Genomic DNA, 26,249 nt, shown 5'->3' on the forward strand with positions numbered 1-26,249 from the left:
GGAAAGACGGTGCGAAGCGTGGTCTGATCGTGACGTGTGGAGAAGCTGGTATGGGAGAGCATCCCGGTTAAGGCGCCGAATGTAGACAAGATGGGATTGCCTAGCAACGCGACAATATCAATCAAGTTACCTGCTTTCATGAACCACTCGGCACGTCAAAGCGCTGCGGCGATCTGAGTGAAGACCGGCGCTGCGTCAGCCATACTGGGCATACCGGCCGAAGACGATCTCCGGCACCGCCGTGGCCGGCGGCGTGTTGCGGCTTCGCTGTGTCCGGATTACGCCGTCGATGACTGTCATGCCGATCCCGGGCAGGTTGCCGAGCTTCACGGACTCGAGGAGGGTCGCGCCTGGCGCATGCTGGGCCCGGTCCATGATGACGAAGTCGGCCGTCCTGCCGGGCTCGATGATGCCGCAGTCGAGATTGCGCTGGCGGGCCGTATTGCCGGTGGCGAAACAGAAGGCCACCTCCGCCGGCGTGTCGGAAAGACTTGCGACCAACGACACCATGCGCAGGATGCCGAGCGGCTGCACGCCGGAACCCGCCGGTCCATCGGTGCCGAGAATGACCTGATCGAGCTTCTTGAGTTCACGCGCCGTGTTGACCGTCAGCAGCGCCGCACGCTCGTTTCCGTTGTGAACGATCTCCAGACCCCGCATGCAGCGCTCGCAGATGCAGACGATCTGGTCGTCCGGCAGCGCCGTATGCCCGCCGTTCAGATGGCCGACCACATCGGTATCCGCCTCCAGCACCACATCCTTGTCGATCAGGCCCGAGCCGGGAATCGAAGGACCGCCAGTGTGGATTGTGCTCTGGATGCCGTATTTGCGCGCCCAGGCCACCATCTGCTTGGCATTGGCGGCGTCCTTGACGCTGCCGAGACCGACTTCGCCGAGCAGCTTGACGCCGGCCTCCGCCAGATCCTTGAAATCCTGTTCGACCATGCCCGTCTCGATGACCGGCGCACCGGCATGAACCTTGACCCCTGAGGGACGGAAATTTTCGTAGAACCGCTGCGAGGCAATCGCATGCGCTTTGAGGCCGACGATGTCGCGCGGACGGCCGGGTGCGTGCACTTCGCCAGCCGAGATCATCGTCGTTACACCGCCGTTGAGCGTCGAGTCGATCCAGTTCAGTTGCTGCTGGCGCGGTGTGTAGTCGCCGATCACCGGGTGGACGTGGCTGTCGATCAGCCCGGGGGCGACTGTCGTCGCCCTGGCGTCGACGATCGTCTTGGCGCCTTCCGTGTCGATGTCCTTCTCATAGCCTACTGCGGTGATAATTCCGTCGTCGCAAACGATACAGTCCCCGTCGAGGATCGGCTGCTCGATCTTGCCGGAAAGGATCAGGCCGATATTCTTGATGACCAGCCTGCCAGCCTTTTCGTTTCCGCCCGCTACATCAGCCATTTTCGTCCCCTTCCTTGATTGTTGCACGCCGGATCCGGCGAAATTTATCTGCGGCACGGTTCGGCGATCCAATTTGCATACGAATGCTAACTTTGCCGGAAATTTCTGTCGAGCCCAAATCCTTTATTGACAAAAGCGCCGTTTCGGATTTCCATTTCATTCGTACACAAACAAATTATTGTCGATGGAACGGGAAACCCGAATGACCACGCAATCGACCGGCAAAACCGGCGCAGGAGAGAATGAGGACGCCGACAGGCCGAAATCTCCAGCCCCGGCAGACATCTTTGCTCAGACGGTGACGGCGGTGAAACACTACACCGATCGGTTGTTCCATTTCCGCATCACCAGGCCCGCAAGCTTTCGCTTCCGCTCCGGCGAATTCGTCATGATCGGCCTGCCAAATGCGCCAAAGCCGATATTCCGCGCCTATTCGATGGCCAGCCCCTCTTGGGACGAGGAGATCGAATTCCTTTCGATCAAGGTGCGGGGCGGGCAGTTCACCGAAAACCTGCAGAAGATCATTCCCGGGGACACGGTGTTGATGCGCAGGAAACCGACTGGTACGCTGGTGCTCGATGCCCTGCTGCCGGGCAAGCGGCTCTACCTCTTCTCGACCGGAACAGGCGTCGCGCCATTCGCGAGCCTTATCCGCGATCCAGACACCTATGAGAAGTTCGAGGAAGTAATCCTCGTGCAGACCTGCCGAGAAGTCGCCGAACTCACCTACATCACCGAACTGGTAGACGGACTTAAAAACGATCCGCTGATTGGAGAAGCAGCAAGCGAGAAACTGCGCCTCCATACGACGACGACACGCGAAGCCTTCCCCCGCATGGGCCGTGTCACCGATCTCATCCGCAGCGGAGTTTTCTTTCGCGAAACCGGGCTGCCGCTCTTCGATCCGACGCAGGACCGCGCCATGATCTGCGGCTCGATGGAAATGCTGAAGGACAGCAAGACGGTTCTCGAATCCTTCGGGCTCGTCGAAGGCGCCAACCATGCGCCGGCCACTTATGTTGTCGAACGGGCATTCGTCGGTTGACTTCAAGCCCGATTATCCGGCACCCGACGGAAACTGAACGCTTGGCAGTCGAGAGCTGGATCCATCATGTGCGGGTCCGCGCCTTCATATGCAGCAGCGTGCCGCCATCAGGCATGTTTTCAAGCGGATCAAGTCCGTAGGGTTCGATCAGTCGATAGCTTTCCACGGTAGTGCGATAGCAAAGCGTGCTTCGGCCTCGCTCGTCGTCCGGGCTCGGGCCTTCAGCTGAGAGCCATGCGCGTCCAGCACCGCGTTGTTGGGAAAAGAGGTTTTCGTGGCACGACCACCTCACCATATTCGCTGCGCAGACGACATACGGCTTGCACTCTTGAAGGAGGCAACGTCAACTGTCATATATAAAACGACAGATGACACGGAGATGCACGATGGTGGTCGCGGCGGAAAATATCCTTCCTGAAGGTACAGCCGGGGAACTGCAGAAGGTTGCGGCGCTACTTGGTGGCGCCCGTATCCTGTCGCGCCGGCTCACGAGTGCGCTCGATGCGCATGAGCTCCTGCTGCATGGCCTGCCGACGTCTGCGGTCGATCATCTGATTGGGCAGCTGGTGTTTATCGGCAAGACCCAATCTCTGGAAAAGGCCGTCGGCATGAGCCTGCGGACCTGGCAGCGCCGCAAGGATGCGCCTTCCAAACCGCTGAGCCAGGAGCAGAGCGGCCGGGCCTGGAAGTTTGCCGAGATCCTGGCAAAGGCGACGGATGTCTTCGGAACGCAGGCGGAGGCCGAACAATGGTTGGAGGGTCCGGCGATTGGGCTCGACCAACGCCGTCCGATCGATCTTCTCGGCACGCCCGCCGGCGTCGAACTGGTCGAGGACTATCTCGAACGGCTTGAATACGGCGTCTATGCATGACGCCACTGCCGATCGCGCTCGGCGGGTCCGAGTTGATTGCCTGGCGGCTTGATCAGGCAAGCTTTGCATCGACATGGGATAGCGGCGAAGGCGCCTACCGGGTCGGGGGGCGCTGGAACAGCAAAGGCGTTCGAGCTGTCTACTGTTCGATCGACCCGTCGACGGCGATCCTCGAGGTCGCCGTTCACAAGGGTTTTCGCGCACTCGACATGGTTCCCCATATGCTGACGGCGTCCGTCATCACCGACATCGCCGCTGTGCATGTCGTCGATCCTGCGAATGTTCCCAATCCGAATTGGCTGCGTCCGGGTATCCCGAGTGCTGGTCAGCAAGCCTTCGGCGACGATCTGCTTCGGCGGCATCGCTTTATCACGATCCCGAGCGCGGTATCGACGCACAGCTGGAATCTCATTTTCGTGGCAAGCGTTGCGGCAGGCGCGTATGCGCTCAAGTTCCAGGAGGCCTTCGCCCTCGATACAAGACTACATCCGCCATCGACGACATGACGGCCAACTGCGAGCAGGCACGTGCAGCTGCATGCTCGCGAAGGGTCATGTCGACGATCGCTTTGGTCTTGAGGAGCCGTTCCTAGACGTCGGTGTCACAACCAGGCGGACGAGGAGATCTCCGCGAACCCCGGCAGGCGACCCTCCTCCGGGCGCGATCAGCGTGACATAGGACAGGAACGCCTCGGACGGTCAAATGAGCGCTTACCTTGCTCATGCGATCGAACCGCTTCTAAGCACAGCGCGAGCGCGGGAATGACATTGCCCTGATGACTTCAAGTCGTGAAAGTGTCGAAGAACTCGGGTCCAGTGTTTTGATATGTGCGAAATTCCATTTTCAGGGGTTTTGCCGCAGGACAAGTCTGCCCTGGCAGCCAAAATCCTTAATCAAGTGTGGGAAGCCGCGTAGTTGTGATTTGGTTGACAGAGCTCGCGGAGCGGTTCCCGTTGCGATCTTTAAGATAGTCGAGGGCAATGGATCGGTGCCCTCACTAAGGATCGCGAGGTAGCGCCGATAGCTGAACACCCGGCCGCGTTTTCGGCCCGTCACCTCCTCAACAACGCCAGAGCGCTCGAGATCCGCGAGCGCTGCGTTCACCGTCGGTGCAGAAAGGCCAGCCCTCTGAACAAGTTGATTCGCTGTTAGAAATGGATTCTGCTGAAAGAGGTCGTGGATGCGAAGCGCTGAACCAGCCCGGTCGCTCTCGGTGGTGATACGCTCGCGATCCTCCTTGAAGACGTCCACGATGTGAGTTGCTGCATCGAACGCCTGATTGGCAGTGTCAGCCACCCCGGTAAGGAAAAAGTCTAGCCAGGCCTCCCAGTTGCCGTGCTCTGACCTCCTGCAGCAGCAAGTGTGCTTTCGCTTAATTAACGACGGCACTAAGATAACGACTCTTAAATAGCACCCGGCGACACCTTACCGTGGAGTAGAAAAACGCGTGGATGAGATCAGAACCGCGGACCCGGCTCGGCTCTGTGGCCCTTCTTCTCCGAAGATCGAGGTTGGAAACGACATCCCCGGCCGAGCGAGCCGGGCCGGGGATGTGCGATCATGCGTTAAGTGTCTTGGCAAAGGGCATGGCGCGAATCCGCTTGCCCAGCGCCTTGTAGATTGCGTTGGCAACCGCGGGGCCGATCGGCGGAACGCCCGGTTCACCGATACCCGAGGGCGGATTGGCAGAGGCAAGGATGTGAACCTCCACCACCGGCATCGCATCGATCCGGAGCGGCGTGTACGTATCGAAGTTGCCCTGATCGACCTTGCCTGAGGTCAAGGTGATTTCCTCGCCCAGAATGGCGCCGAGACCAAAACCGATACCGCCTTCGACCTGGGCGCGGACCTGGTCCGGATTGACGGCCAAGCCGCAATCTACGGCGGCGACAACGCGTTCGACTTTGATGCCGCCACTGTCGTCGGTCGAAACTTCCGCAATCTGCGCAACCACCGACCCAAAGCTTTCCGCAACCGAAACGCCGCGGAAACGGCCTTTCGGCAGCGGTTTGGTCCATTCGGCCTTTTCTGCTGCGAGCTTGAGTACGACCGCGTGGCGCGATTGCGGATCGAGCATCGACAAGCGGTATTCGATCGGATCACGCCCTGCCGCTTCGGCGACCTCGTCGATGAAGGTTTCGGCGGCAAAAGCCGTATGCGTCGAACCCACGGAACGCCACCACAGGACAGGTACACCGACGTCGGTTGTCGTCAGTCCGACCGCCTGGTTGGGAATGGCATACGGCAGGTTGTTCGCCCCTTCGACCGAAGTCGGGTCGACGCCGTTCTGGATCGCGCCTTCGAACATTGTCTTTGCCATGATGGACTGACCGACAATGTGGTTGCTCCAGGCCACGAGCTTTCCGTCACCATCGATCCCGGCCTTGAGCGTATGGACATAGGATGGGCGATATCGGCCGGCGCGCATGTCGTCCTCGCGGGTCCATTGCACCTTCACCGGCGCCCGGAACCCGATAGCCTTGGCGACATAGACGGACTCGACGACCACATCGCCATCGAACACGGCGCGTCGGCCGAAGCTGCCGCCCGTCTTCATGACATGCAGTTGCACCTTGTCTGGCGTGATGCCGACGATCTGGCCGGCCAGCATCTGATAGACGTCGGGGAACTGATGCCCGCCCCAGATTTCCAGCGTGCCGTCGTCATTCCTGCGGGCGACTGCATTGAGCGGTTCCATCGCCGAATGCGCCAGATAGGGGAACTCGAAGGTCGCCTCGATGACCTTGGCCGCCGCCGCAAAGCCCGCGTCGGGGTCGCCGTCCTTGCGGGCGACCGCTTTGGGAGCCTTGCCCGCGAGATCCCTGTACATTGCCATGAGTTCGGGCGTGCCGCGTTTTTCCGCCGCCGTCTCGTCCCATACGACCTTGACGGCTTCGCGGCCCTTGATCGCCGCCCACATATGCTCAGCGACGACGGCGATACCGCGCGGCGTCTCGACCACATCGACGACCCTCTTGACGGCACGCGCCGCGGCGGCATCGAAGGACTTGACCTTGGCACCGAACATGGGCGGATGGATCATCACCGCCGTCAGCATGCCGGGAAGCTTGACGTCGATCGTGTACTGCTCGGTTCCGTTGGTCTTGCGGGCACTGTCGAACCGCTTCAGCTTGGCATTGCCGATCAGCTTCCAGTCGGCCGGCTGCTTGAGTTTCACATCAGCCGGCACGGGCATGGCCGCGGCCTTGGCGGCAAACGCACCGAAGCCGGCGGTCTTGCCGGACGGATGTGCCAGCACGCCGTTTTCGACGGTGATCTCCGCCGGCTGCACACCCCATTCGGATGCCGCAGCGGCCACCAGCATGGCGCGCGCCGCCGCGCCTGCTTTTCGATAGCGTTCCCAGGAGGTGACCATCGAGGTGGACCCGCCCGTTCCCTGAATGGCGCCGCCAAAGGCGACGTTGCCATAGGCCTTCACATTGCCGGCGACGCCCTGGACATCGATGGACGACCAATCGGCGTCGAGTTCTTCCGCAACGAGCGTTGCAAGACCGTTATAGGAACCCTGTCCCATTTCGAACTGGGACGACAGAACCATGACCCTGCCGTCGCCGTCGATCGTCAGATAAGGGGTGAAGGCAGCCGCCTTGTTTGCATCCGCCGCAGTTTCGCTCGCGGCGGCAGGCGACGAAGCCAGAATATGGTAGCCGACGGCAACACCGCCACCGGCCGCGAGCGCGCCAAGCATGAACTGCCGGCGGGATGCCTGCGTCTTTGCCACGGGCAGCACCAGGGATTGCATCAGTTTCGGGATCATCGCTCAGACCTCCAAACGCTTGGCAGCTTCATGAATCCCGGCACGGATTCGGTGATAGGTGGCGCAACGACAGAGATTTCCCGTCATCGCGGCGTCGATATCGTCGTCGGTGGGCTTTGGATTGTTCGTCAGCAGATCGGTCGCCGATATGATCTGCCCGGACTGACAGTAGCCGCATTGCGGCACATCGAGATCGGCCCAGACCGTCTGCACGGTTTGTGCCACCTTGCCCGAAAGCCCCTCGATGGTCGTCACTTTCGCGTCGCCAATGTCGCCGACGAATGTTTGACAGGAACGCACTGCCGCGCCGTCCAGCAGGACGGTGCAGGCGCCGCATTGCGCCATGCCGCAACCGAATTTCGTCCCTGTCAGCCCGACGAGATCGCGGATTGCCCAGAGAAGCGGCATATCCGCCTCGGCCTCGACCTGATGTTCGTTGCCGTTGATCGTCAAAGTCACCATGATGTTCTCCTCGCGTTATGACGCGCCATCACGGAGCGCCGGCCCCGGCCATACCGGTCCGCGCTTCCCTGACGATCGTCATCTGCCGGGCAAGCTTATAAGACGATATTGAAGCCTGATAGAGTCGATCCTGTCGGATTATTGCCCGATCCTGTCGCATAGATTATTTCTGCCATTTGCAGGATTGAATTTTCGGACGGACCGAGACCGGCCATAAAGGCCGGTGATGGCGCTAGCCGACGGAGCTGCGGCTGGCTGAATCGCCGGCATTGAGGATGGCCCTGACGTCGCGCAGAGGAGGATGACCGAACATGCGGCGATACTCCCGGCTGAACTGCGTCGGGCTCTCATAGCCAACCTTGAGCGCCGCGGTCGCCGCATCCAGCGAGCCAGACAGCATCAGTTCCCGCGCATGGTGAAGCCGCAGATGCTTCTGGAATTGCAGCGGGCTCATGGCGGTCATGGCCCGGAAATGATGATGCAGCGTCGAAACGCCCATGTTTGCCATGTCCGCCAACGCCTCGACGCGAAGAGGCATGGCATAGTTCTCCTTCAGCCAGGCAACCGCTTTTGCCACGCGGTTGCTATTCGTTCCGGCGAGCGCAAAGCGGCGCAGGCGCGCACCATGTTCACCTGTGAGGAGTCGGTAGTAGATTTCGTTCTGAATATGGTTCGCCATGAACGGAATATCGTCAGTCGAATTTGCCAGCGAAATCAATCGCCCGAAGGCGTCGTAAAGTTCCGGCGTAACCGTACCCACGACGACGCCGCGGTCGCGGTCGGATGTATCCGTCGGATGCAGATCGTGGTTGGCAATCAGACGCCGAAGCGCCTCGAGATCCAGGCGCAACTGGCCAGCCACATAAGGCTCCACCTTGCTCGCCTCACAGATTTGGCCGGTCATCGGCAGGCCGATGGTCGTGAGGAAGAAGTGTGACGCATCATAGACAAGTGTTTCGTCCCCGACACGGACGCGCTTGCTCCCGCTGATGATCACCGAGAGACTGGGTTGATACAATGTGAAGAAGGGTCCGGCAGGCTCGACGACGCGATAGAGCGACAGGCCCGGTATCTCGTGCTTGAAATTGATGCCATCCCACGGCAATTGCGCCAGCACGTCGAGAATCCGCGAACGAATGCCAGCCGTTTGATCCTGAAAACTCTCCGCGTGGGCCAAAAATGCTCTCCATCGAACTGGTTTCCCGACTATCTTCTATACGAAGGGAGTACACCAGCATTATCACATTAATTTGATTTCCAGAGTATCAGGCAAGAATTCAACAGGAACGAGCTAACGCCTCGCAGAGACCGAGCGCTATGCAGTTTCGGCGCTTGGACACAGCAGCAATGACCGAGGGCCTGGCTGTACGTGTCGCTCGATCCGGAATCCAAACGAAAGGTTCAATCCCGCCATGAAGGTAATGAAAACTGCAGCAGTCTTCATGCTCGCCGGCCTAGCACTCTGTCCTTCCGGCGCTGCCGCGGATGGCGACGCGAGCCGGGGAGAAAAGCTCTTTGCCCGCTGCAGCGCCTGTCATTCGGTGAACGGCCAGGAGAAGATCGGCCCCTCGCTCGCGGGCGTCGTCGGACGAAAGGCCGGGTCCGTCGAGGGCGCGCGCTATTAAGGCGCTCGTCCAGTCGCAGATCGTCTGGACCGAACAGAATCTGGACGCCTATCTCAGCGCTCCCGCCACTCTTGTCCGCGGAACAACGATGACCGTGCGGATTGAGATCGGCCTGATCCCGAAGGCACGGCGCTCTGACCACGCCAGACTTAATGCATCTTCAGACACTTGGAGAATCTACGCCAAGTGCGACATGCCAATGATTTCAATGGTTTCACCTTGGAGATTTTGGCATGTCGCACTTGAAAATAGAATGTACCGGCGGTGCCGCTTGAGTCTGCTTTGGCGAAAGACGGTTGCAGATGCCACAGGGCTTCCTGTCCATCGCAGCCCTGGCTGGATCCCTGCCTTGCGGGCAAATCTCCGCCACCGGCACGCCGTGATCACCCCCTGCTTGAGAATGAAAGCCTTCTGGGGGTCCGAAAAATTCGATGTTCTCATCGCTTCCGCTCCTGTTCCCAGCCGGCAATCTAGCGCGCAAAACTCCAATCAAAAAAGCGATCCGTTTTTGGAGGATCAGTGCGTTAATAAGAAGGGGTCTCCTTACATTCGGCGGCTTAGCGGCATTGATGCAGCAACGATTTTATCCACGTTGACCCGATAGTAGATCATACTTCTTCAGTATTTCGACAATCTTCTTGTCCTGTTCGGCATCGGCAAGCAAGGCCGGCTGGCGGCTGGCGCCGACAGAGGAATCCTGCAGGTAGAGCGCACGCTTGACCATGGCCGGCGGGAAACCGTGGGCGTAGAGGTCTGTGCGGAAGGCGGTGTAGATTTCCTGCTGACGTTCGGCTTCTGCGATATCGCCCGAGTTGAAGCCACCGACGATGCCGGCCAAGACGTCCGGCATGGCGTTCCCGAGACCGGAAATGCAGCCGGCAGCACCATTCTGCAGCGACCACAGGACCAAGTGGTCGGGACCGGAATAGACTTCGAAACCTTCGACTTCCTTGGAGACCTGAAGATAGGCAGCCAAGGTTTCCTGCGCGCCGCCGGAATCCTTGATGCCGGCGATGTTGCCGTGGGTGGCCAGCTTGCGGGCAGTTTCCGGCTCGATGTGATTCTGGGTGCGGGCCGGGATGTCGTAAAGATAGACCGGTGTGTTGACGGCGTCTGCCACCGTCGAGAAGTGGCGGATCAAGCCATCCTGCGCGCAGGCGATAAAGAAGGGGGTGATGACGGCGATGCCGCTGACACCGATGCGGTCGAATTCTTTCGCCAGCTGCAGGGTTTCGAACGTGGCGGGCATACCGGCATTGACGATGACATCGACCTTACCGCCGACTTCATCGACCACTTCCTCCAGCAGCTTGACCTTTTCGCCGTGGGTGAGTGCGGAAAAGTCACCATTGGTCCCGGCGCACATGATGTTGTTGCCGGCCGCGACCTGCCGGCGCACCTGGGCGCGGGTGGCTTCGTAATTGATGGTCTCGTCGTCGTTGAAGCATGTCACTATTGCGACGAAAGCTTTCTTGGTCATCATTCTACCCCGGTATCAATATCAGGAAACGCTTGCGAGGCGGGCGTTGCGGCTTGCGGCCTGCACGTCCGGGTCGGGATCGAGGCTGGCAGCGAGAAGCGCCTGCGTATAGGGCTTTTGCGGGTTGTCGAAGACTTGCGCGACGGTGCCAAGCTCGACGACCTCGCCCTTCTGCATGACCATCACGTAATCGGCGAAATCGCGCACCAGCGGCAAGTCGTGAGCAATGAAGATGAAGGCGATGCCCATCTCCTTGCGCAGCTTGTCGAGAAGCGTGATCACCTGCGCCTGTACCGACACGTCGAGCGCTGACACGGCCTCGTCGCAGACGATCAACTGCGGTTCGAGCGCTAGTGCGCGGGCGATGGCGATACGCTGGCGCTGGCCGCCGGAGAACTGGTGCGGGTAACGCCCCACGTGCTCCGGAGAGAGGCCGACCTGACCGAGCAGTTCGCCAACGCGTTCGCGCCATTTGTCCTTGGGCATGATTTCCGGGTGGATGACCCAGGCCTCGGAAATCAGCTGATAGACCGTCATGCGCGGGTTGAGCGACTGGGTGGGGTCCTGAAACACCATCTGCAGGTCGCGGCGCAGCTTGAATAAGTCACCCGGCGACATGGTGAAAAGGTCTTTTCCCTTCCAATAAGCGGTGCCGCCATCCGGCTCCTCCAGGCGCAAAAGGATGCGGGCAAGCGTCGATTTTCCCGAGCCACTTTCGCCGACAACGGCGACGGTTTCACCCTGCTTGAGGTCGAAGGAAACGCCCTTAAGCGCCTCGAAGTCGCCGTAAGACTTGCGGGCGTCCTTGACGCTGAGGATCGGTTCGCCTTGTGCTTCCGGCTCGTGCATTTCGCCCTTCCCGGGGGCGGCGGCGATCAGCTTTTTCGTATAGGCGTGCTGCGGGTTGCGGTAGACGTCGCGCACCGTGCCGCTTTCGACCAACTGGCCCTTTTCCATGACGACGACGCGATCTGCGACTTCCGAGACAACGCCGAGATCGTGGGTGATGATGAGAACGCCCATTCCTGTTTCGCGCTGCAGTTCCTTCAGAAGCGCTAGCACTTCCGCCTGCACGGTTACATCGAGTGCGGTGGTCGGCTCGTCTGCAATCAGCAGGTCGGGTTTCAGCGCCAGCGCCATAGCGATCATGACGCGTTGGCGCTGACCGCCGGAAAACTCGTGCGGGTATTTGTCGAGCGCCCGTTCGGGGTCCGGCAGCGCAACGCGCTTGAAAAGGCGCAGCGCTTCGGCCTGTGCCTGCTTAGTGCTGATGCCGTGGGTCTTCAGCGCCTCGCGCATCTGCCAGCCGACCGTATAGACCGGGTTGAGGTGGCTGAGCGGGTCCTGAAAGATCATGGCGATGCGGCGGCCGTTCACCTCGCGGCGGGCTTCGGCCGACATTTTCAGCAGATCTTTGCCGTCGAGAAGAATCTCGCCGGATGTGATCTTGCCCGGCGGCATGTCGATCAAGTTCATGATCGCCGATGACGATACCGATTTGCCCGAACCGCTCTCGCCGAGGATGGCAAGCGTTTCGCCACGGTCGAGATAGTAGGAGATGTTGCGCACGGCGTGAACGGTGCCGGTGACGGTGTGGAAGTCGACGGAGAGGTTGCGGACTTCGAGAAGATGATCAGCCATTTTTCGGTCCTTTCATTTCCAGACGCCAGCGCTGGACGGGGTCGAGCGCAATACGCAGCCAATTGGACAGAAGGTTGAGCGAGAGCGTAGTAAGAATGATCGCCAGACCTGGCCAGAACGATAGCCACCAGGCATTGGTGAGGTACTGGCGGCCCTGGGAGATCATCAAGCCCCAGGTGATTTCCGGCGGCTGGATGCCGATGCCGAGGAAGGAAAGCGCGCTTTCCGCCAGCATGACATAGGCGAAATCAAGCGTGGCAAGCGTCGTCAGCGTCGGGAAAACAACGGGCAGGATGTGGCGGAAGAGAATGCGCTTGGACGATGCGCCCATGACACGGGCGGCCTGCACGAACATGCGGCTCTTGATTTCCAGAACCTCGGCTCGGGTGGTGCGCAGATAGACCGGGATACGGGTGATCGAAAGGACCAGCATCAGGTTGAGGATGGACGAGCCGAGAATATAGAGCACGATCACCGCGACCAGTAGCGACGGGAAGGACATGATGACGTCGGCAAGACGCATGATGATCTGACTGGTTCGCTCCGACGCGAAGCCGGCGATCAGGCCGAGCAGCGTGCCGACGACAGACGAGATCAGCACGGCGCCGGCAGCGACCATGATGGTGTTCTGAGTGGCGACGATGATGCGTGGCCAGAGCGGGCGGCCCAGCGCATCGGCGCCGAGCCACATGAACCATTCGCGGCTGAAGTCGAATGGGGCGAGGTTACGGCCGCGCAGGTTCTGCTTGGTGGCGAGATCATGGAGAATGGTCGGGCCGATGATCGCCATGACAATGACGAAGATAAGGAAGATGGCGGCGCAGAGCGCGAACTTGTCCGCCCATAGCATGCGCGCCATGCGTACGAAGGCGCTTGGCTCGGCGGCGACGGTGTTGTCGGTCGTGTGAGATGGGATGGCCATGGTCATGTAGACCCTCAGTAGCGGATGCGCGGATCGAGCAGAGCGTAGGCGAGATCGATCACGAGGTTCATGAGGAAAATGGCGAAAGCTGTGACGAGGATCGCCGCCAGCACGACGTTGAAGTCACGCTGCAAGATGCTGTCGATCATCAATTTGCCGACGCCGGGGAAACCAAAGATGGTCTCGATGACGACTGCGCCGTTCAAGAGGCTGGCGGCCTGGTCGCCGATGACGGTGATGACCGGCAGCATGGCGTTGCGCAGTGCGTGGACAAAGATGATCGGCCCGGATTTGACGCCCTTGGCGCGGGCCGTCTTCACGTAAGCGGAAGAGAGCGCCGAAATCATTGAGCCGCGCACCACCTGAACGATGATGCCGAAGGGACGTACGAACAGCACGCAGATCGGCAGGATCCAATGCGACAGCGTACCTGTGCCAGATGTCGGCAACCAGGACAGCTGGATGGCAAAGACCACGATCGCGACGATGGCGAGCCAGAAATCAGGGACGGAAGCGCCGATCAGCGACACTATCGAGGAAAACCGGTCGAAGAAACCGCCGGTGCGGAAGGCGGCAAGCGAGCCGACGACGATAGCCGCGACGGTGACCAGCGTCATGGTGATGATGGCGAGCCACAGCGTCCAGATGAAGGCTTCGAGAACGACATCAAGTGCCGGGCGGGCTTTGCGCAGGCTTTCGCCGAGGTCGCCGGTCACCACATTGCCGACATACTGGCCGAACTGCACGAGAAGCGGCTGGTCGAGGCCGTGCAGTGCACGGAACTCGGCCTTCATTTCGGCGGATGCTTCGACGGGGAGGAACAGGGAAGCCGGGTCGCCTGTCAGGCGCGACAGGAAGAAGACCATGACCAGCAGGCCGACGAGCGAGATGAGGCTGGCGAAGGCGCGCTTGCGAATGAAAGTGAGCATGGTGACCTCGATCTTGCTGGAATGGACGCCGGCAGGACCGCCGCCCATTTTGCTTCGATTGGGGCGGTTGGGTCGCCCTTCAGATTATGGTCCGGGGTTAGTTCTTGATGCCAATCTCGGAGAGCTGCAGCATCGAGTTCGTGGCGATACTGGGCTTGAAGTCCAGACGTTCGGACACGCGGGAATAACCGACCATGTGGAAGAGCAGCACATCGGCGACGAGATCGTCGTGGACATAGGCGATCAATTCCGACCATAGCTTTGCACGTTCATCACCGGTGGCGGCCGAAGCGCGGGCGATGAGATCATCGACCTTCGGATCGGAGTAACCCGACTGGGTGCCCTTCGAGTGGTACTTGAAGAACATGGTGAAGGACGGGTCACCCTTGGAATTGTCGTGCATGGCGGCAACGATCTGCGGACCACGACCTTCCTTGAACGGCTTCGAGTAATAGACCTCATGCTCGGCCACCTCGACGAAGCGCAGGTCGATCTTGAAGCCGACGTCCTGCAACTGTGTCTGGATGGCTTCCATAATTTCCGTCACGTTCGGGAAGTTTGCCGTGCGGGCGACAACAGTGATCGGGGTATCGACCGCAACGCCGTCAGCCTTTGCTTCTTCAAGCAGTTTCTTGGCCTGATCCGGTTCGTAGGGGAAAACCTTTACGTCCGGGTTCCAGCCGAGCGTCGTCGGCGGCACCAGAGCCGTTGCCAGGACCGCGTCCTGTGGCACGAGCGTGCCGATGAAGGCCTGACGGTCGATGGCGAGGTTCAGCGCCTTGCGGACACGGATATCATTGAGCGGCGCGATGTTGCCATCGATGCGCAGATACACCGTTTCGCTGTCGAGATAGGAGAAGTCGGTCTTGTCGTTGGTGGCTTCGACCTGCGAGATCGACGGAGCGAGATCGGCTTCACCAGCCTGAACCATGGCGGCGCGGACGGCCGGATCGGCACGGAAGAGATAGGTGGCCTTGGTGACGGCGGGCTTCTTGCCCCAATAGTCGTCGCGCGCGTCGAGAACGATCTGCTGGCCAGGCGTCCAGTTGGACAGCTTGTAGGGGCCGGTGCCGACCGGCTCGCGGACGAACTCCAGCGGCGTGCCTTCCGGAACGATGGTGACGAGCGACAGCAACAGCGGCAGGATCGGCTGAATCGGCTCGACCTTGAAATCGATGGTGTTGTCGTCGACGACCTTCACGTCGAACTTCATGCCGCCGAAATAACGGCGGGATTCGCAGACGTTCTTGTCGCTGAAAATGCGATCGAAGCTGTATTTGACATCTTTGGCGCCAAAGGCCTTACCGTCGGAGAATTTTACGCCCTGACGCAACTGGAAACGCCAGGCGCCATCGCCGGTCTGTTCCCATTTTTCAGCGAGGCGGGGCATGACGCCCTGTTTACCGCGCACATCGAGCTCGGTCAGCGTTTCACTGACATTCTCCATGATGACGCGGCCGATATTGGAGCGCGTCGCCATGCAGGGCTCGAGCAAGTCGGCTTCTTCCGGCAAAACGATCTTGATTTCGCTCGACGCGGCCTGTGCCGGAGCGATGCCGGTACCGAGTGCGAGGACAGAGCCCAGAATGGCTCCAAATAGGTGCGAGGTTTTCATGTCATTCTCCTCCCTTTGGGTGCAGATCGCACCGCTTGCTGTTCATCTCGTCAATGGCCTTTTAGCTGTGCGGCCTAAAGTCATTCCTCCTTGAGGCCCCTGTGCGTCGGTCGGGATGCCTCCGTCCTTTTCGTCGCCATGAGCGAGCTGGCGCAGACCATCGGATTTCTGGGCAAGTTTGTCAAATTAAATATTCGGAACTATCATTTTGTACAAAATTGGCCCACAGAAAACTAATTAATTTCAAATACATGTGTCGATAATTCGGATCGTCAACGGCAAATGTGTGAGTTTTTCAAACTTGACAACTTTTCTATTTTGGTGATTTTCATGGTGTTAAGAGGAGACCCCGATGACGCCTGAACAGATTGCCACCGTCATGACCGGCACAGTGAAAGCCGCCGGAAACGGACGACACGAGGCCATGCTGACCTCACCGATGATCCAGAACCACGCATCCTTCCTGCACCTCGCGGTGGATGGCTCCCTGATCTGTGCTTGGTTCGGCGGCACATTGGAAGGAAAGTCGGATATCTCGATCTTTGCTTCGGTTCTGGCGGCGGGGTCAGATAGATGGGGTGAACCGCAGCGGCTGAGTTTCGATCCTGACCATTCCGAGCAAAACCCGGTTCTGTTTGCGGCCCCCGGTGGCGGCCTGTTTCTGTTCCATACCTCGCAACCTTCCGGCAATCAGGACGAATGCCGCATCCGAATGGCTGAGGTAACGCGCGATGCCTCCGATCAGACAAAGCTGACAGCGGGCGAAGGGCGTTACCTCGACCTTCCGCGGGGCTGTTTCGTTCGCGCACCGCTGACGATTCGCGACGATGGCGCTTGGCTTCTGCCGATCTTTCGCTGCATCCAGCGGCCGGACCAGAAGTGGAACGGCAGCCATGACCACGCCGCCGTCGGCGTTTCCGAAGATGGCGGCAAGACCTGGCGTCTGGAAGATCTTGAGCACTCGATCGGCTGCGTACACATGAGTCCGGTGTCCATTGGCGACGGAAAATTTGCCGCCGTGTTCCGTCGCAGGCAGGCGGATTTTGTCTATCGTACCGAGAGCGCCGATGGCGGGCGTACGTGGTCTGTGCCGCAGGCGACCGACGTGCCCAACAACAATTCGTCGATCGCCGCGATCCGCCTGAAAGATGGCCGCATCGCAATGATCTGCAACCCGATCAATGCGGACATGTCCACAGATCGCCGCGCCTCGCTTTACGACGAGCTGGGCGAGCACGACGACCGGCCGGATGCTAACCCGGATGGCGGCTGCGTGCCGATCTGGGGCGTGCCGCGCGCACCGGTCAGCGTCTGCATTTCCGATGACGGGGCAAAGAGTTTTTCGCAACGAATCATCATCGAGGAAGGTCTGGGCACCTGCCTGTCGAACAATTCGATCGACGGTCACAACAAGGAAATGTCCTATCCGTGGCTGCTCGAGGGAACCGACGGCAGTCTTCACATCGCCTATACATACTACAGGCGCGCCATCAAATACGTTCGTCTGGCGCCAGGCTGGGCCAGTGCAGTAGCCGGAGAATAATCATGAGCAATATCATCGGCATCACCATGGGCGACCCGTGCGGCGTCGGACCAGAAATCACGGTGCGGGCGCTGGCCGAAATGGGCGACGCGGACCGTGCCGCCACCCGCATCTACGGCAACCTGCCGACGCTGGAAGCGGCCCGCAAGGCGCTGAACGTCGATATCGATCTTGCGCCCTATGTCGTTGATCTGCCGATCGAAGGTGCACCGCTGCCATGGGGCCAGTTGTCGCCGGTCGCCGGTGATGCGGCTTTCCGTTTCATCGAAAAGGCGGTCCGCGATGCCGAAGCTGGGGTGATCGGCTGCATCGTCACCGCGCCAATCAACAAGGAAGCGCTAAACCTTGCCGGCCATCATTACGACGGCCATACCGGCATGCTGCGCAGCCTGACGAAATCGGCAGCCGCCTATATGCTGCTGGCGTCCGAGAAGCTGAAGGTCATCCACGTTTCCACCCACGTCTCGCTGCAGGAGGCGATCCGTCGCGCGACCAAGGAGCGGGTGCTGGCGACCATCAAAGCCGGCAACGACCACCTAAAGCGCACCGGTTACGAGCGCCCGCGCATCGCGGTTGCGGGCATCAACCCGCATTGCGGCGAGAACGGCTTGTTCGGCACCGAGGATGACGACCAGATCGCGCCGGCCGTGGCCGCCGCCCGAGCCGAAGGCATCGATGCTTATGGTCCGATCTCGGCCGACACGGTGTTCCACCGGGCCTATTCCGGCGGCTTCGATCTCGTTGTCGCGCAATATCATGACCAGGGCCATATCCCGATTAAGCTCGTCGCCTTCGATACAGCCGTTAACGTCTCCGTCGACCTGACGATCGACCGCACCTCAGTCGATCATGGCACCGCCTTCGACATCGCCGGCAAGGGCGTTGCCAACCACGGTAACATGTTGTCGGCCATCGCCTACGCCCGCAAGCTGGTTGCAGGCGGCAAAGGAGAGCAGGCATGAGCAGCGTTCCCGTCATCATCCTGCATCAGCCGAAACGGCTTATCGTCGGCGCCGGAACGATCGGCGAGGTCTGCACCTGGGCCGGAGAGGTTTCCTCGACGCTGGTGATCGCTACGCCGATCACCGCGGGCTTCGTCGACCGGCTGAAACTGCCGGGCAAGGTCGCCGTGTTCGATGCCATTCCCGGCGAGCCGGAGATTGCAACGCTCGACGCTGCGCTGGCAGCGGCGCGTGCGGCAACGCCGGATCTGGTGGTCGGTCTCGGTGGCGGTTCCGTCATGGACGTTGCCAAGCTGCTCGCTGCCCTTTGGGACAGCGAGCAGACGCTGGCCGATGTCGCCGGCTCCAACAAGGTAGCAGGACGCAGCACGCGTCTGGCGCAGATCGCCACCACGGCCGGCACCGGTTCGGAAGCGGGCATCCGTTCGCTAATCACCGACCCGATCAAGGGCGCCAAGATTGCGGTCGAAAGCCCGCATCTGATCGCCGATCTTGCCGTGCTCGACCCGGAACTCACCTATTCGGTGCCGCCGGCCGTGACCGCTGCAACCGGCGTGGATGCCATGGCCCATTGCGTCGAGGCATTTACCAGCAAGCGCGCGCATCCGATGATCGACGGCTTTGCCCGCATGGGCTTTCACCTCGTCGGCAAATATCTCGCCCGCGCTGTGAGGGATGGATCCGACCACGAAGCCCGCGAGGGGCTGATGCTGGCGTCCTATTACGGGGGCATCTGCCTCGGCCCGGTAAATACGGCGGCGGGTCATGCCATCGCCTATCCGCTCGGCACGCTATTGCACCTGCCACACGGGCTCGCCAATGCCATCGTGTTTCCGCACGTGCTCGCCTTCAACGAGCCAGTGGCGCAGGAAAAGACCGCAGAGGTGGCGCAGGCGCTGGGCCTCGGTCACGGTCTTTCGCAGGCGAACCTGCGCGCAGAGGCCATTGGTTTCTGTGCCGATCTCGGCATCGAGATGTCACTGGCGAAACACGGCGCGACCGAAGCCGACCTGCCGCGCTTTGCCGCGGATGCGCATGCCATCCGCCGCCTGATGGACAACAACCCGGCCGATATGAGCGTCGATGACGTTCTGGGAATATATCGGGCCAGCTTCTGAGACGCCAGCCTTGAGGGTGAAGGCGGTGCAGTGATGCGCCGCTTTTTTGTTTTTGGGAAGTGGATCGTATTGGAGGGCTAATCTGGGCGAATAGTCGAGGCCCAATTGAGGCAAGCGGTGACCGCCCCCTCGTGATGGGGCCGAAGGGCGACGACAGGCCAGAGGGGACCTGCCAACCGCCCTACTGATGTGACGACTGGAACAGCCTTTCACGCGAGCCCTTCAGATGCTCCAGCATCAAGCGTCGCGCTTCGTCCTCGTCGCGGTTGGCGATGGCTGTCGCAATCGCTTCATGTTCGGCGAACACGCGGGACAGGCCGGATGCTTCTCGTTTGATCGAGGCGCCGTGGAACTTCATGCCGACAGCAATGTGGTCCTTCAGCGCTTCCATGGCAGTGGAGAAGTAGTTGTTCTGCGCGGCGCGGGCGATGGCGAGATGGAACTGGAAGTCAGCGTCCTCACGATGCGATTGGCGGTTCGTGGCATCGCGCAGCAGTTCCAGCGCCTGACGGATCGCTTTCAGACTGTCGGCATCGTGGCGGATTGCGGCGGCCGCGGCGGCTGTTGGTTCCATCGTCAGGCGGAACTCGTAACAGTTGAGGAGGTCGGCGACATTTTCCAGCTGGCCGAAACCGAGCGGATTTCGCAGGCCGACCGAGCGGACGAAGCTGCCGGCACCGCGACGCGAATAGATCAGGCTCTGGTCCCGCAGGCGTTTCAGCGCTTCGCGGATGACCGGGCGAGAAACCTCGAATTCTGCAGCAAGATCATGTTCGGTCGGCAGGCGCTCGTCGGGCTTGTAGGCACCAGACTTGATGGCGCGCAGCATGCGTTCGAATACGATATCGGCGAGCCCCCTTCGGACGGTTCCAGTTTCCAGTCCCATATCTCAACCCGCCTTCCGCAGCACCATTTCTGCAATGTTCTTCAACGTGTCCGGCTGACCAAATCCGCCGGATTTGGCAATGATGCAACGTCCATTTGCGGACACTAGACCGAGACCCGGCAGGCATTCGCCATGCAGCCGCATTCGCGACAGCCCAAGTCGGCGCAGCACTGCTTCCGCCGTTGCTCCTCCAGACAAAAGAAGTGTACCGTCATTGCGGACAAGGTATTCTAGCACGCCCTCGGCCAACGCATCCGCCACGGCTTTCGGACTCACGCCTTCTGAGCCTGGCGTCGCCTGAAGGAGCGTTAATTCGGCATCGGTTGCCGGGGATCCGTTAAAGATACCGTTCGGGGCTGGCAAATATTGTAAGGCCAAGTTCATGCGCAAGTGCTCGACCTGCGCAAGCGTGATCGGGTCCCGCGAGCCGATCACAAAGGTGATCCGGCCGGCCGGGATGGTTGCCGCTTGCGCCTTGGCCATCGTCGTCATCCGGCACGCGAGTGCTTCGGCAAGGCCACGCGCGCCAACCAATAGGTCTGTGCCGTCGGTTTCTGCAATCTGGAGAACGGCCTCCATGTCAGCGGACGAACGGGTATCCGGCGCACTCGCACGACCGGCATGCGCCCCAAGCCTGTCGGCAATGTCGATCGGCGTAGCGACACCGAAACCTGTAACTCTGCCGGCGTCGACGAAACGATCAAATTGAGGAATTGCCGGTGCAACAACGGCCCGAGAATAAGGTATTGCGTCAAGTTCGGCGGCGATATTGCCCTTGAGCCGCGAGTCGACTTTCTTGAACAACCGCGTTCCCGCCGGCAACAGAGCGACGACGGCAGCGGTAGCTGCCCGCGCTTCGTCCGGACTAATCTCACGAGTATCAAGGTTAATTGAAAGGACGTCGGGGGCGCTCTTCACGATGTCGGCGATAGCTTCCTGATGAAGAGCAACTTCCGTGTAGAGACCCCGGCCGGCAAACGGCGCTGCCGAGTCTAGCGCGCCGGTCAGATCGTCTGCGAGGATCGCTAGCATTCACTTCATCTCACACCATGTTGTAATCTTTATACATACGGCTGGCGCTTAAATGTCAACGCCTTCGGCGTCGAGAATTACATATCCCTCGGCTTTCGCACCTGCAGATATCCATGCTCACCCTCGTACACTGGGCGTTTTAGTCCCGGGGTGTGATGGCGTATTCTTGTCGCGATCACAGAGGGAGTTTCTATGGGCAATTTCTTCACGGGCAGCGCCAAGACCACGCACACCGTTCGAGCAGAGCCACCGTTATCCGAAGCTTCAACCGCTGCGCTTGCACGGCGATACGGCACCAACGAGAGAGCCGTGAGGAAATGGCGATCGTGACCAAGCGAGCTCGTCGGCGCTCCGAATATTAAGCTCGGCCCGATCACAGTATTGGGATGTTCCGGTTCGCCGGCTTCGTAGAGCAGGTCGCCATTTGCGACCGCTTAGTTCCCATTTCTTTTTGTTAGGAAGCAGTGAAACTCATATTGCGATACTCCAATATATCGCTTTCGAAGAATATATTTACCCACCAAGTGCCTCCGCGCAGAGGCATGGGTCGTGCTATTTCCTGGTCATGTTCCAGACCTCCGTTTTTTTCGAGGAGGCCGCGCCCATCGCGGCCCCGTCGCGGAGGGCCGATTGCAGGAGCGACAGAAGGGACGGGCCACGATAGCGCCTGCCTCTCGCATCGATTTCTTTCTCGTTCACCTCTTCTGATGCGACTTCACCGCGATGTCGACACACGAAAGCCGCCGCCCGTGAGGTGACGGCTTGTTCCCGGTACGATGAAGGGGAGCCGAAGCTCCGCCAGGTCGGTCTCAATCGAAGGCCGACATCTGCGCCGCGGCGGCCTTGCGGTCGAGCCTCTCACCGGGTTTGTCGATCGGACGATCGAAAGGCTTCCAGGCTTCACCTACGATCTGCTCGTAGGCGGCCACAGTGCCTTCGGCAGCCATCCGGAGCGCATGCGCATGGACGCCCATGTCGGCTGCGAACTCGCGCTTGCGCTGGGCAGCGCTGTCATAGCCGACGGGACCGTCGAGATCCTCGTCGCGGGCGTCGGCAGATCCCTTGGCGGTGGCGTCACGCGCCTCGGTGACGGCCCGGGAGTAGAACTGGCCGGCACCGTGGGCCGATCCGACATAGGCACCGACGATGCGCTGGAAGTGGAGGACGGCAATGGCCGTATCGGCCGTGCGATCGCCGAAAACGCACTTGCACGAGCGATCTCCACCCCGACTTTCAGCGCATTATCGAAATCGCTGCTGAGACACCGCAAGGACTATTACGCGATGCTGGAGGCGGCGAGCTCCACGCTCGTCATCGATGACTGGCTCTCATGGTTCGCGGATCGGGCGCTCGAAGCCCAGATGTCAGCGGACGAATTGGTCCGCTTCCTGATCGAAAAGACGCGCTTCATGGACGGGCTGCGTGGCGCGCTGAACGAGCGACAGGAGAACGTCCTTCTTCGCATGCTGGCCGAGGGGCCTGAATGTTTCACCGGGGGTTTGAGCGCCGGCAACTACGCCACGATCACCGGCGCTCCGCCCTCGACTATAACCCGCGACCTTGCCGACCTGGTCGAGAAGGGCGCATTGCTACGCACCGGCGAGCGCAAGGCGACGCGCTACCGGCTGAATCTCGCAACCGACACATAGGCGAGCTGGTCGAGGCGTTGCGTCAGCAAAAGCGGATCAGGCCGCAATATTCTGCGCCTTAGTGTCATCGCAAGCGGATTGCGCCAAGGCCTCCTCCACCTTGGCGCACACAGACATGAGTAGGTCACGCGTGCGCTCCGCCCGGGGCATGATCGAGAGCTCGACGTTGACGCGCGGATCCAGCACGGCGTACACGGGCAGCATGGCGAACTGGCAGGCGGGCACATCGACCGAAAGTTCATGGCACAGCATGTCGCGTACCGGCCCCAAGGTCTTCGCCAACTGCTCGCGTACGCTGGGGTAGAGTGTTTCGTCAGTTCGGGATGGTGCGTCCTTCACACCGGGGTCAACACGAAATCGAATGGCGACCGCCACAGCGTATCGGCCCCGTCAAGCCGCTCGAACGGCGCGATCAGTGTCTGTTTCACGCCGAAGACCGCATCGCTTTCGAGATAGCTGTCGTCCCCGACGAATGTGTGAGTCACCAGCTTCTGAAAGCCCGGCGCGGTGACAAGGAAATGCATGTGTGCGGGGCGATAGGGGTGGCGCCCCATTTTACCGAGCATTTTTCCAACCGGCCCGTCGTTCGGGATCGGGTAGGAGGTCGGCTTGATTCCGCGGAAGGCATAGGCACCGTCTTCGCCGGTGAGGAAGCGGCCACGGTTGTTCCATTTGGGCTGGATGCCTGGCTGCTGCACGTCATAGAAGCCATCGGCATTGTCTGACCAGACATCGACGCATGCCCTTTCGATCGGGTTACCGTGAAGGTCGATCACCTTACCTTCGAATAAACAGGGCTCGCCCTTCCCATCCAGAGAAATGTTCTCGCCCATCTCACGGACGGGGGCATTCTCGACGTGAAACGGTCCGAAGACAGTGTTCTCCGTCGCCCCTGCGGGACGGCGATTGTTGATGGCGTCGACCAGCATGGAAAAGCCCAGCACGTCAGAAAGCAGGATGAATTCCTGGCGCTCGCCCGAGCAGATTTTTCCGGTCTTGGTCAGGAAGTCGATGCCGATCTCCCATTCCGCCTGCGTCAGGTGGATTTCCTTCGCAAAGGCGTGCAGGTGCTTGACCAGACAAGCCATTACCTCCGCCATGCGCGGCGAGACCTCGCCACCCATGCGGGCGTTGACCGTTTCGACCGAGCTTTCTTCTGAGAAATAGTGGATCATGGTCGGTCCTCCCTAACGTTCGTCAGTAAATGCTGCGGAAGCGAGGGTTGCTAGTCCAGCCCAATGCGGTGTGTAGTCGTACTCCGGAACCCGCAGCGGGCAAAGTGTCTGCAAGCGACGCCAAGGCGGCCGGCACGATCACGGTGGATCGTGCTGTGGGCACCAGAGCGCCCTCAGACCTTGGCGAATTGAGCCATGGACGACTCGAAAACGCGGCGAGCCATTTCATCGAGACCACGCTTCCTGTGGTCCGCCGAAAGGACTTCGGTGCCATAGACGCCATCATAGCCCGCGGCCTTTACTGCGCGCAGGAAGGCCGGCACGTCCAGCTCCCCTTCGCCCGGAAGCATCCGGTGATGGATAGTGTCATCCCAGATATTCTCAACAGGCGGCTCCCGCAAAGCATCATCGATCTCGATGGCCTTGATGAAGTGCGCCGGAATCTTGCTGATGTCGGCGTAAGGGATGTTCCCGCGCGCCATGTGCCAGATGTCGAGCAGCAGGCCGCCGTTGTTCCGGTTCGCGACCTCCATGATGCCGACGCCGGCTTCGATCGTGCGGACGTTGGACCAGGGCATGATTTCCAGGACGACCTCAGTTCCGGTGGCCGCCGCCTGGTCGCAAAGCTTGCCGAACTCTTCGCCCATCAATTCGATGTTGGGTTCGCCTCCCTCAAAGCCGGGAAGCGCCTTGATGTCGCGCATGCCGAGCTCGTTCACCGCTTCGAAAATCTGGGCGCGAAGCAGGTCGGCCTTGGCGCGCTCCTCGCCCGTCTTGTACCAGTCGACGACGGCCTCGATCTCGAGATACTTGATCCCGTTGGCCTCGATAATGCGGCGCATCTCGGCATAGCCGATCTGGTCCCTCGTCGCCGTCACGTCGTCAGGATGAAGGCCAAAGCCTACGAAACCGGCACGCGCGGCAGCTTCCACGCGATCCTTGAACGGGAGCGGGCTGATTTCGGTGGGTCCAAAGGGGTGAACGTCGCCAGATATGGCGAAATACGAAATTAGGAGTTCAACACCCGCGGCCATGATAGTCCCTTTCTTACATAGGCAAGGCTGGCAAACCCCAGCGTGATCGATCCGTCATACATCCCTGGCATCATTGGGAAAAAGCGCCGGTCTTTGGAAACTGTGTTGCACCCGGCGCAAAAAGCACCTTGCTTCAACTCATCCACACCGCCTCGAAGTCATGGGTGCGGAAATGCTCGACCAGAAAATCAAGGAACAGCCTCGTGCGGGCAGGGAGAAACGCCTTCGTCGGAAAGGCGGCATTCATGGTCAATACAGGCAGGTGCCAGTCATCCAGAACGCGAACCAGACGCCCGGCCTCAAGGTCATTTTGAATGATGTAGGTTGGCTGCGCCAATATCCCGAGGCCCTTCAGGGCTGCTTCGCGGATTAATTGTCCGTCGTTTGCGTTAATGATGCCGTCGACTTCGACCTTCACGGACTGATCGTCTTTTTTGAAGTGCAGTTCGTTCCAGTTATCGGCGAGTGTGTACAGAATAAGATCGTGTTGATGCAGGTCGTTTGGATGTTGCGGGATGCCCTTCCGCTCCAGATATTCAGGAGAGGCCGCCAGCAATCGGCGACACCTTGCAAGCCTGCGGATGGTGATCGAGCTGTCAGCCTCTACCCGTCTCAATCGGATGGCCAGATCCAGTCCGTTTTCGATGATGTCATAGTAGCGGTTTGATGCGACTATTTCGACCAGAACACTTGGGTATCGGTTCCGGAACAGCTCCACGACGGGCATAAGCTGAAGCAATGAAAACGACAACGATGCTCCGATCCTCAGTCGGCCGGTGGGAGCATGCGCTCTGGACGCGACGCCTGCTTCGGCTTCATCCCAGCTGGCCATCAGTTCCTTGGCATTGACGAAGAACTGTTCGCCTTCGCTCGTCAGGCTCAATTTCCGGGTCGAGCGTTGAATCAAGCGGATTCCAAGCCTTCGTTCGAGAGCCATGAGGTTTCTGCTCACGCTCGACACGGAGACACCGAGAACATCAGCAGCACGGGTCATGCTGAGTTCGCTAGCAACGGTTACAAAAAACTCGATCTCGGCCCAACGGTCGACTTTACTCCTGACGCTCATTTTTG

Annotated in this window: 22 protein-coding genes and 2 pseudogenes; 7 read left to right on the forward strand and 17 right to left on the reverse strand. The window is 60.2% G+C overall.

Features of this window, described 5'->3' with window-relative positions:
* Nucleotides 1-195: 195 nt before the first annotated feature.
* A complete protein-coding gene (locus RGR602_RS34005) occupies nucleotides 196-1,410 on the reverse strand; it encodes an amidohydrolase family protein (RefSeq protein ID WP_040116279.1) in 1,215 nt (404 codons plus the stop codon).
* Between the two features lie 202 nt (nucleotides 1,411-1,612).
* On the opposite strand from RGR602_RS34005, the gene RGR602_RS34010 reads away from it, so the two are divergent.
* From RGR602_RS34010 to RGR602_RS34020, 3 genes are all read left to right on the forward strand, one after another.
* Entirely contained in the window at nucleotides 1,613-2,455 is an 843-nt protein-coding gene (locus RGR602_RS34010; RefSeq protein ID WP_052451892.1) for a ferredoxin--NADP reductase, read from the forward strand.
* 386 nt (nucleotides 2,456-2,841) lie between these two features.
* Nucleotides 2,842-3,327, forward strand: a complete 486-nt coding sequence (gene parS, locus RGR602_RS34015; RefSeq protein ID WP_040116280.1) for a type II RES/Xre toxin-antitoxin system antitoxin — start codon at nucleotides 2,842-2,844, stop codon at nucleotides 3,325-3,327.
* On the forward strand, nucleotides 3,324-3,833 hold the full coding sequence (locus tag RGR602_RS34020) for an RES family NAD+ phosphorylase (protein ID WP_040116281.1): 510 nt from the start codon (nucleotides 3,324-3,326) through the stop codon (nucleotides 3,831-3,833). The genes parS and RGR602_RS34020 overlap by 4 nt, the downstream gene beginning before the upstream one ends.
* 466 nt (nucleotides 3,834-4,299) lie before the next feature.
* Here RGR602_RS34020 and RGR602_RS34025 read toward each other — a convergent pair.
* The 4 genes and pseudogenes from RGR602_RS34025 to RGR602_RS34040 all read right to left on the reverse strand — a co-directional run.
* Nucleotides 4,300-4,668, reverse strand: a pseudogene (locus RGR602_RS34025) (winged helix-turn-helix transcriptional regulator); the annotation flags it as partial.
* A 217-nt stretch (nucleotides 4,669-4,885) separates the two neighbouring features.
* A complete protein-coding gene (locus tag RGR602_RS34030) occupies nucleotides 4,886-7,105 on the reverse strand; it encodes a xanthine dehydrogenase family protein molybdopterin-binding subunit (RefSeq protein ID WP_040116282.1) in 2,220 nt (739 codons plus the stop codon).
* 3 nt (nucleotides 7,106-7,108) lie between these two features.
* A complete protein-coding gene (locus tag RGR602_RS34035) occupies nucleotides 7,109-7,567 on the reverse strand; it encodes a (2Fe-2S)-binding protein (RefSeq protein ID WP_040116283.1) in 459 nt (152 codons plus the stop codon).
* A 232-nt stretch (nucleotides 7,568-7,799) separates the two neighbouring features.
* On the reverse strand, nucleotides 7,800-8,744 hold the full coding sequence (locus tag RGR602_RS34040) for an AraC family transcriptional regulator (protein WP_040116284.1): 945 nt from the start codon (nucleotides 8,742-8,744) through the stop codon (nucleotides 7,800-7,802).
* A gap of 235 nt (nucleotides 8,745-8,979) precedes the next feature.
* Between RGR602_RS34040 and RGR602_RS34045 the strand changes: the two genes are divergently transcribed.
* Complete coding sequence (locus RGR602_RS34045) at nucleotides 8,980-9,192, forward strand: c-type cytochrome (RefSeq protein WP_052451893.1); 213 nt, start codon at nucleotides 8,980-8,982, stop codon at nucleotides 9,190-9,192.
* A gap of 583 nt (nucleotides 9,193-9,775) precedes the next feature.
* Here the strand turns inward: RGR602_RS34045 and RGR602_RS34050 are convergent.
* The 5 genes from RGR602_RS34050 to RGR602_RS34070 form a co-directional block, all read right to left on the reverse strand.
* On the reverse strand, nucleotides 9,776-10,672 hold the full coding sequence (locus RGR602_RS34050; protein ID WP_040116731.1) for a dihydrodipicolinate synthase family protein: 897 nt from the start codon (nucleotides 10,670-10,672) through the stop codon (nucleotides 9,776-9,778).
* 21 nt (nucleotides 10,673-10,693) lie between these two features.
* On the reverse strand, nucleotides 10,694-12,313 hold the full coding sequence (locus RGR602_RS34055; RefSeq protein ID WP_040116285.1) for an ABC transporter ATP-binding protein: 1,620 nt from the start codon (nucleotides 12,311-12,313) through the stop codon (nucleotides 10,694-10,696).
* Entirely contained in the window at nucleotides 12,306-13,235 is a 930-nt protein-coding gene (locus tag RGR602_RS34060; protein WP_407692077.1) for an ABC transporter permease, read from the reverse strand. Before RGR602_RS34060 ends, RGR602_RS34055 begins: the two co-directional genes overlap by 8 nt.
* 14 nt (nucleotides 13,236-13,249) lie before the next feature.
* Nucleotides 13,250-14,164: an ABC transporter permease gene (locus RGR602_RS34065; protein WP_040116732.1), complete on the reverse strand. Its 915-nt coding sequence runs from the start codon at nucleotides 14,162-14,164 to the stop codon at nucleotides 13,250-13,252.
* 97 nt (nucleotides 14,165-14,261) lie between these two features.
* Nucleotides 14,262-15,779: an ABC transporter substrate-binding protein gene (locus tag RGR602_RS34070; protein ID WP_040116287.1), complete on the reverse strand. Its 1,518-nt coding sequence runs from the start codon at nucleotides 15,777-15,779 to the stop codon at nucleotides 14,262-14,264.
* Nucleotides 15,780-16,131: 352 nt separating this feature from the next.
* Between RGR602_RS34070 and RGR602_RS34075 the strand changes: the two genes are divergently transcribed.
* The 3 genes from RGR602_RS34075 to RGR602_RS34085 are packed head-to-tail and all read left to right on the forward strand — an operon-like array spanning nucleotide 16,132 to nucleotide 19,402.
* Nucleotides 16,132-17,322 carry a sialidase family protein gene (locus RGR602_RS34075; RefSeq protein WP_040116288.1) on the forward strand — a complete coding sequence of 397 codons (1,191 nt, stop codon included), beginning with the start codon at nucleotides 16,132-16,134 and terminating at the stop codon, nucleotides 17,320-17,322.
* 2 nt (nucleotides 17,323-17,324) lie between these two features.
* On the forward strand, nucleotides 17,325-18,284 hold the full coding sequence (gene pdxA, locus RGR602_RS34080) for a 4-hydroxythreonine-4-phosphate dehydrogenase PdxA (protein WP_040116289.1): 960 nt from the start codon (nucleotides 17,325-17,327) through the stop codon (nucleotides 18,282-18,284).
* Complete coding sequence (locus tag RGR602_RS34085; RefSeq protein WP_040116290.1) at nucleotides 18,281-19,402, forward strand: iron-containing alcohol dehydrogenase; 1,122 nt, start codon at nucleotides 18,281-18,283, stop codon at nucleotides 19,400-19,402. The genes pdxA and RGR602_RS34085 overlap by 4 nt, the downstream gene beginning before the upstream one ends.
* Before the next feature lie 181 nt (nucleotides 19,403-19,583).
* On the opposite strand, the gene RGR602_RS34090 is transcribed toward RGR602_RS34085, so the two are convergent.
* The 7 genes and pseudogenes from RGR602_RS34090 to RGR602_RS34120 form a co-directional block, all read right to left on the reverse strand.
* Nucleotides 19,584-20,288, reverse strand: a complete 705-nt coding sequence (locus tag RGR602_RS34090; protein WP_027664892.1) for a FadR/GntR family transcriptional regulator — start codon at nucleotides 20,286-20,288, stop codon at nucleotides 19,584-19,586.
* 3 nt (nucleotides 20,289-20,291) lie between these two features.
* Entirely contained in the window at nucleotides 20,292-21,320 is a 1,029-nt protein-coding gene (locus RGR602_RS34095; protein ID WP_040116291.1) for a four-carbon acid sugar kinase family protein, read from the reverse strand.
* Between the two features lie 809 nt (nucleotides 21,321-22,129).
* Nucleotides 22,130-22,483: pseudogene (locus tag RGR602_RS36785) on the reverse strand (hypothetical protein); the annotation flags it as partial.
* 522 nt (nucleotides 22,484-23,005) lie between these two features.
* Nucleotides 23,006-23,251 (reverse strand): hypothetical protein, encoded by a 246-nt coding sequence (locus RGR602_RS34105; protein ID WP_170250435.1) that lies wholly within the window; start codon nucleotides 23,249-23,251, stop codon nucleotides 23,006-23,008.
* A gap of 53 nt (nucleotides 23,252-23,304) precedes the next feature.
* A complete protein-coding gene (locus RGR602_RS34110; protein WP_040116292.1) occupies nucleotides 23,305-24,144 on the reverse strand; it encodes an intradiol ring-cleavage dioxygenase in 840 nt (279 codons plus the stop codon).
* A 173-nt stretch (nucleotides 24,145-24,317) separates the two neighbouring features.
* Complete coding sequence (locus tag RGR602_RS34115) at nucleotides 24,318-25,178, reverse strand: sugar phosphate isomerase/epimerase family protein (RefSeq protein WP_040116293.1); 861 nt, start codon at nucleotides 25,176-25,178, stop codon at nucleotides 24,318-24,320.
* Between the two features lie 133 nt (nucleotides 25,179-25,311).
* Nucleotides 25,312-26,244 (reverse strand): LysR family transcriptional regulator, encoded by a 933-nt coding sequence (locus RGR602_RS34120; RefSeq protein WP_040116294.1) that lies wholly within the window; start codon nucleotides 26,242-26,244, stop codon nucleotides 25,312-25,314.
* Between the last annotated feature and the right edge of the window lie 5 nt (nucleotides 26,245-26,249).

The organism is Rhizobium gallicum bv. gallicum R602sp, from assembly GCF_000816845.1.
Taxonomy (GTDB): Bacteria; Pseudomonadota; Alphaproteobacteria; order Rhizobiales; family Rhizobiaceae; genus Rhizobium; species Rhizobium gallicum.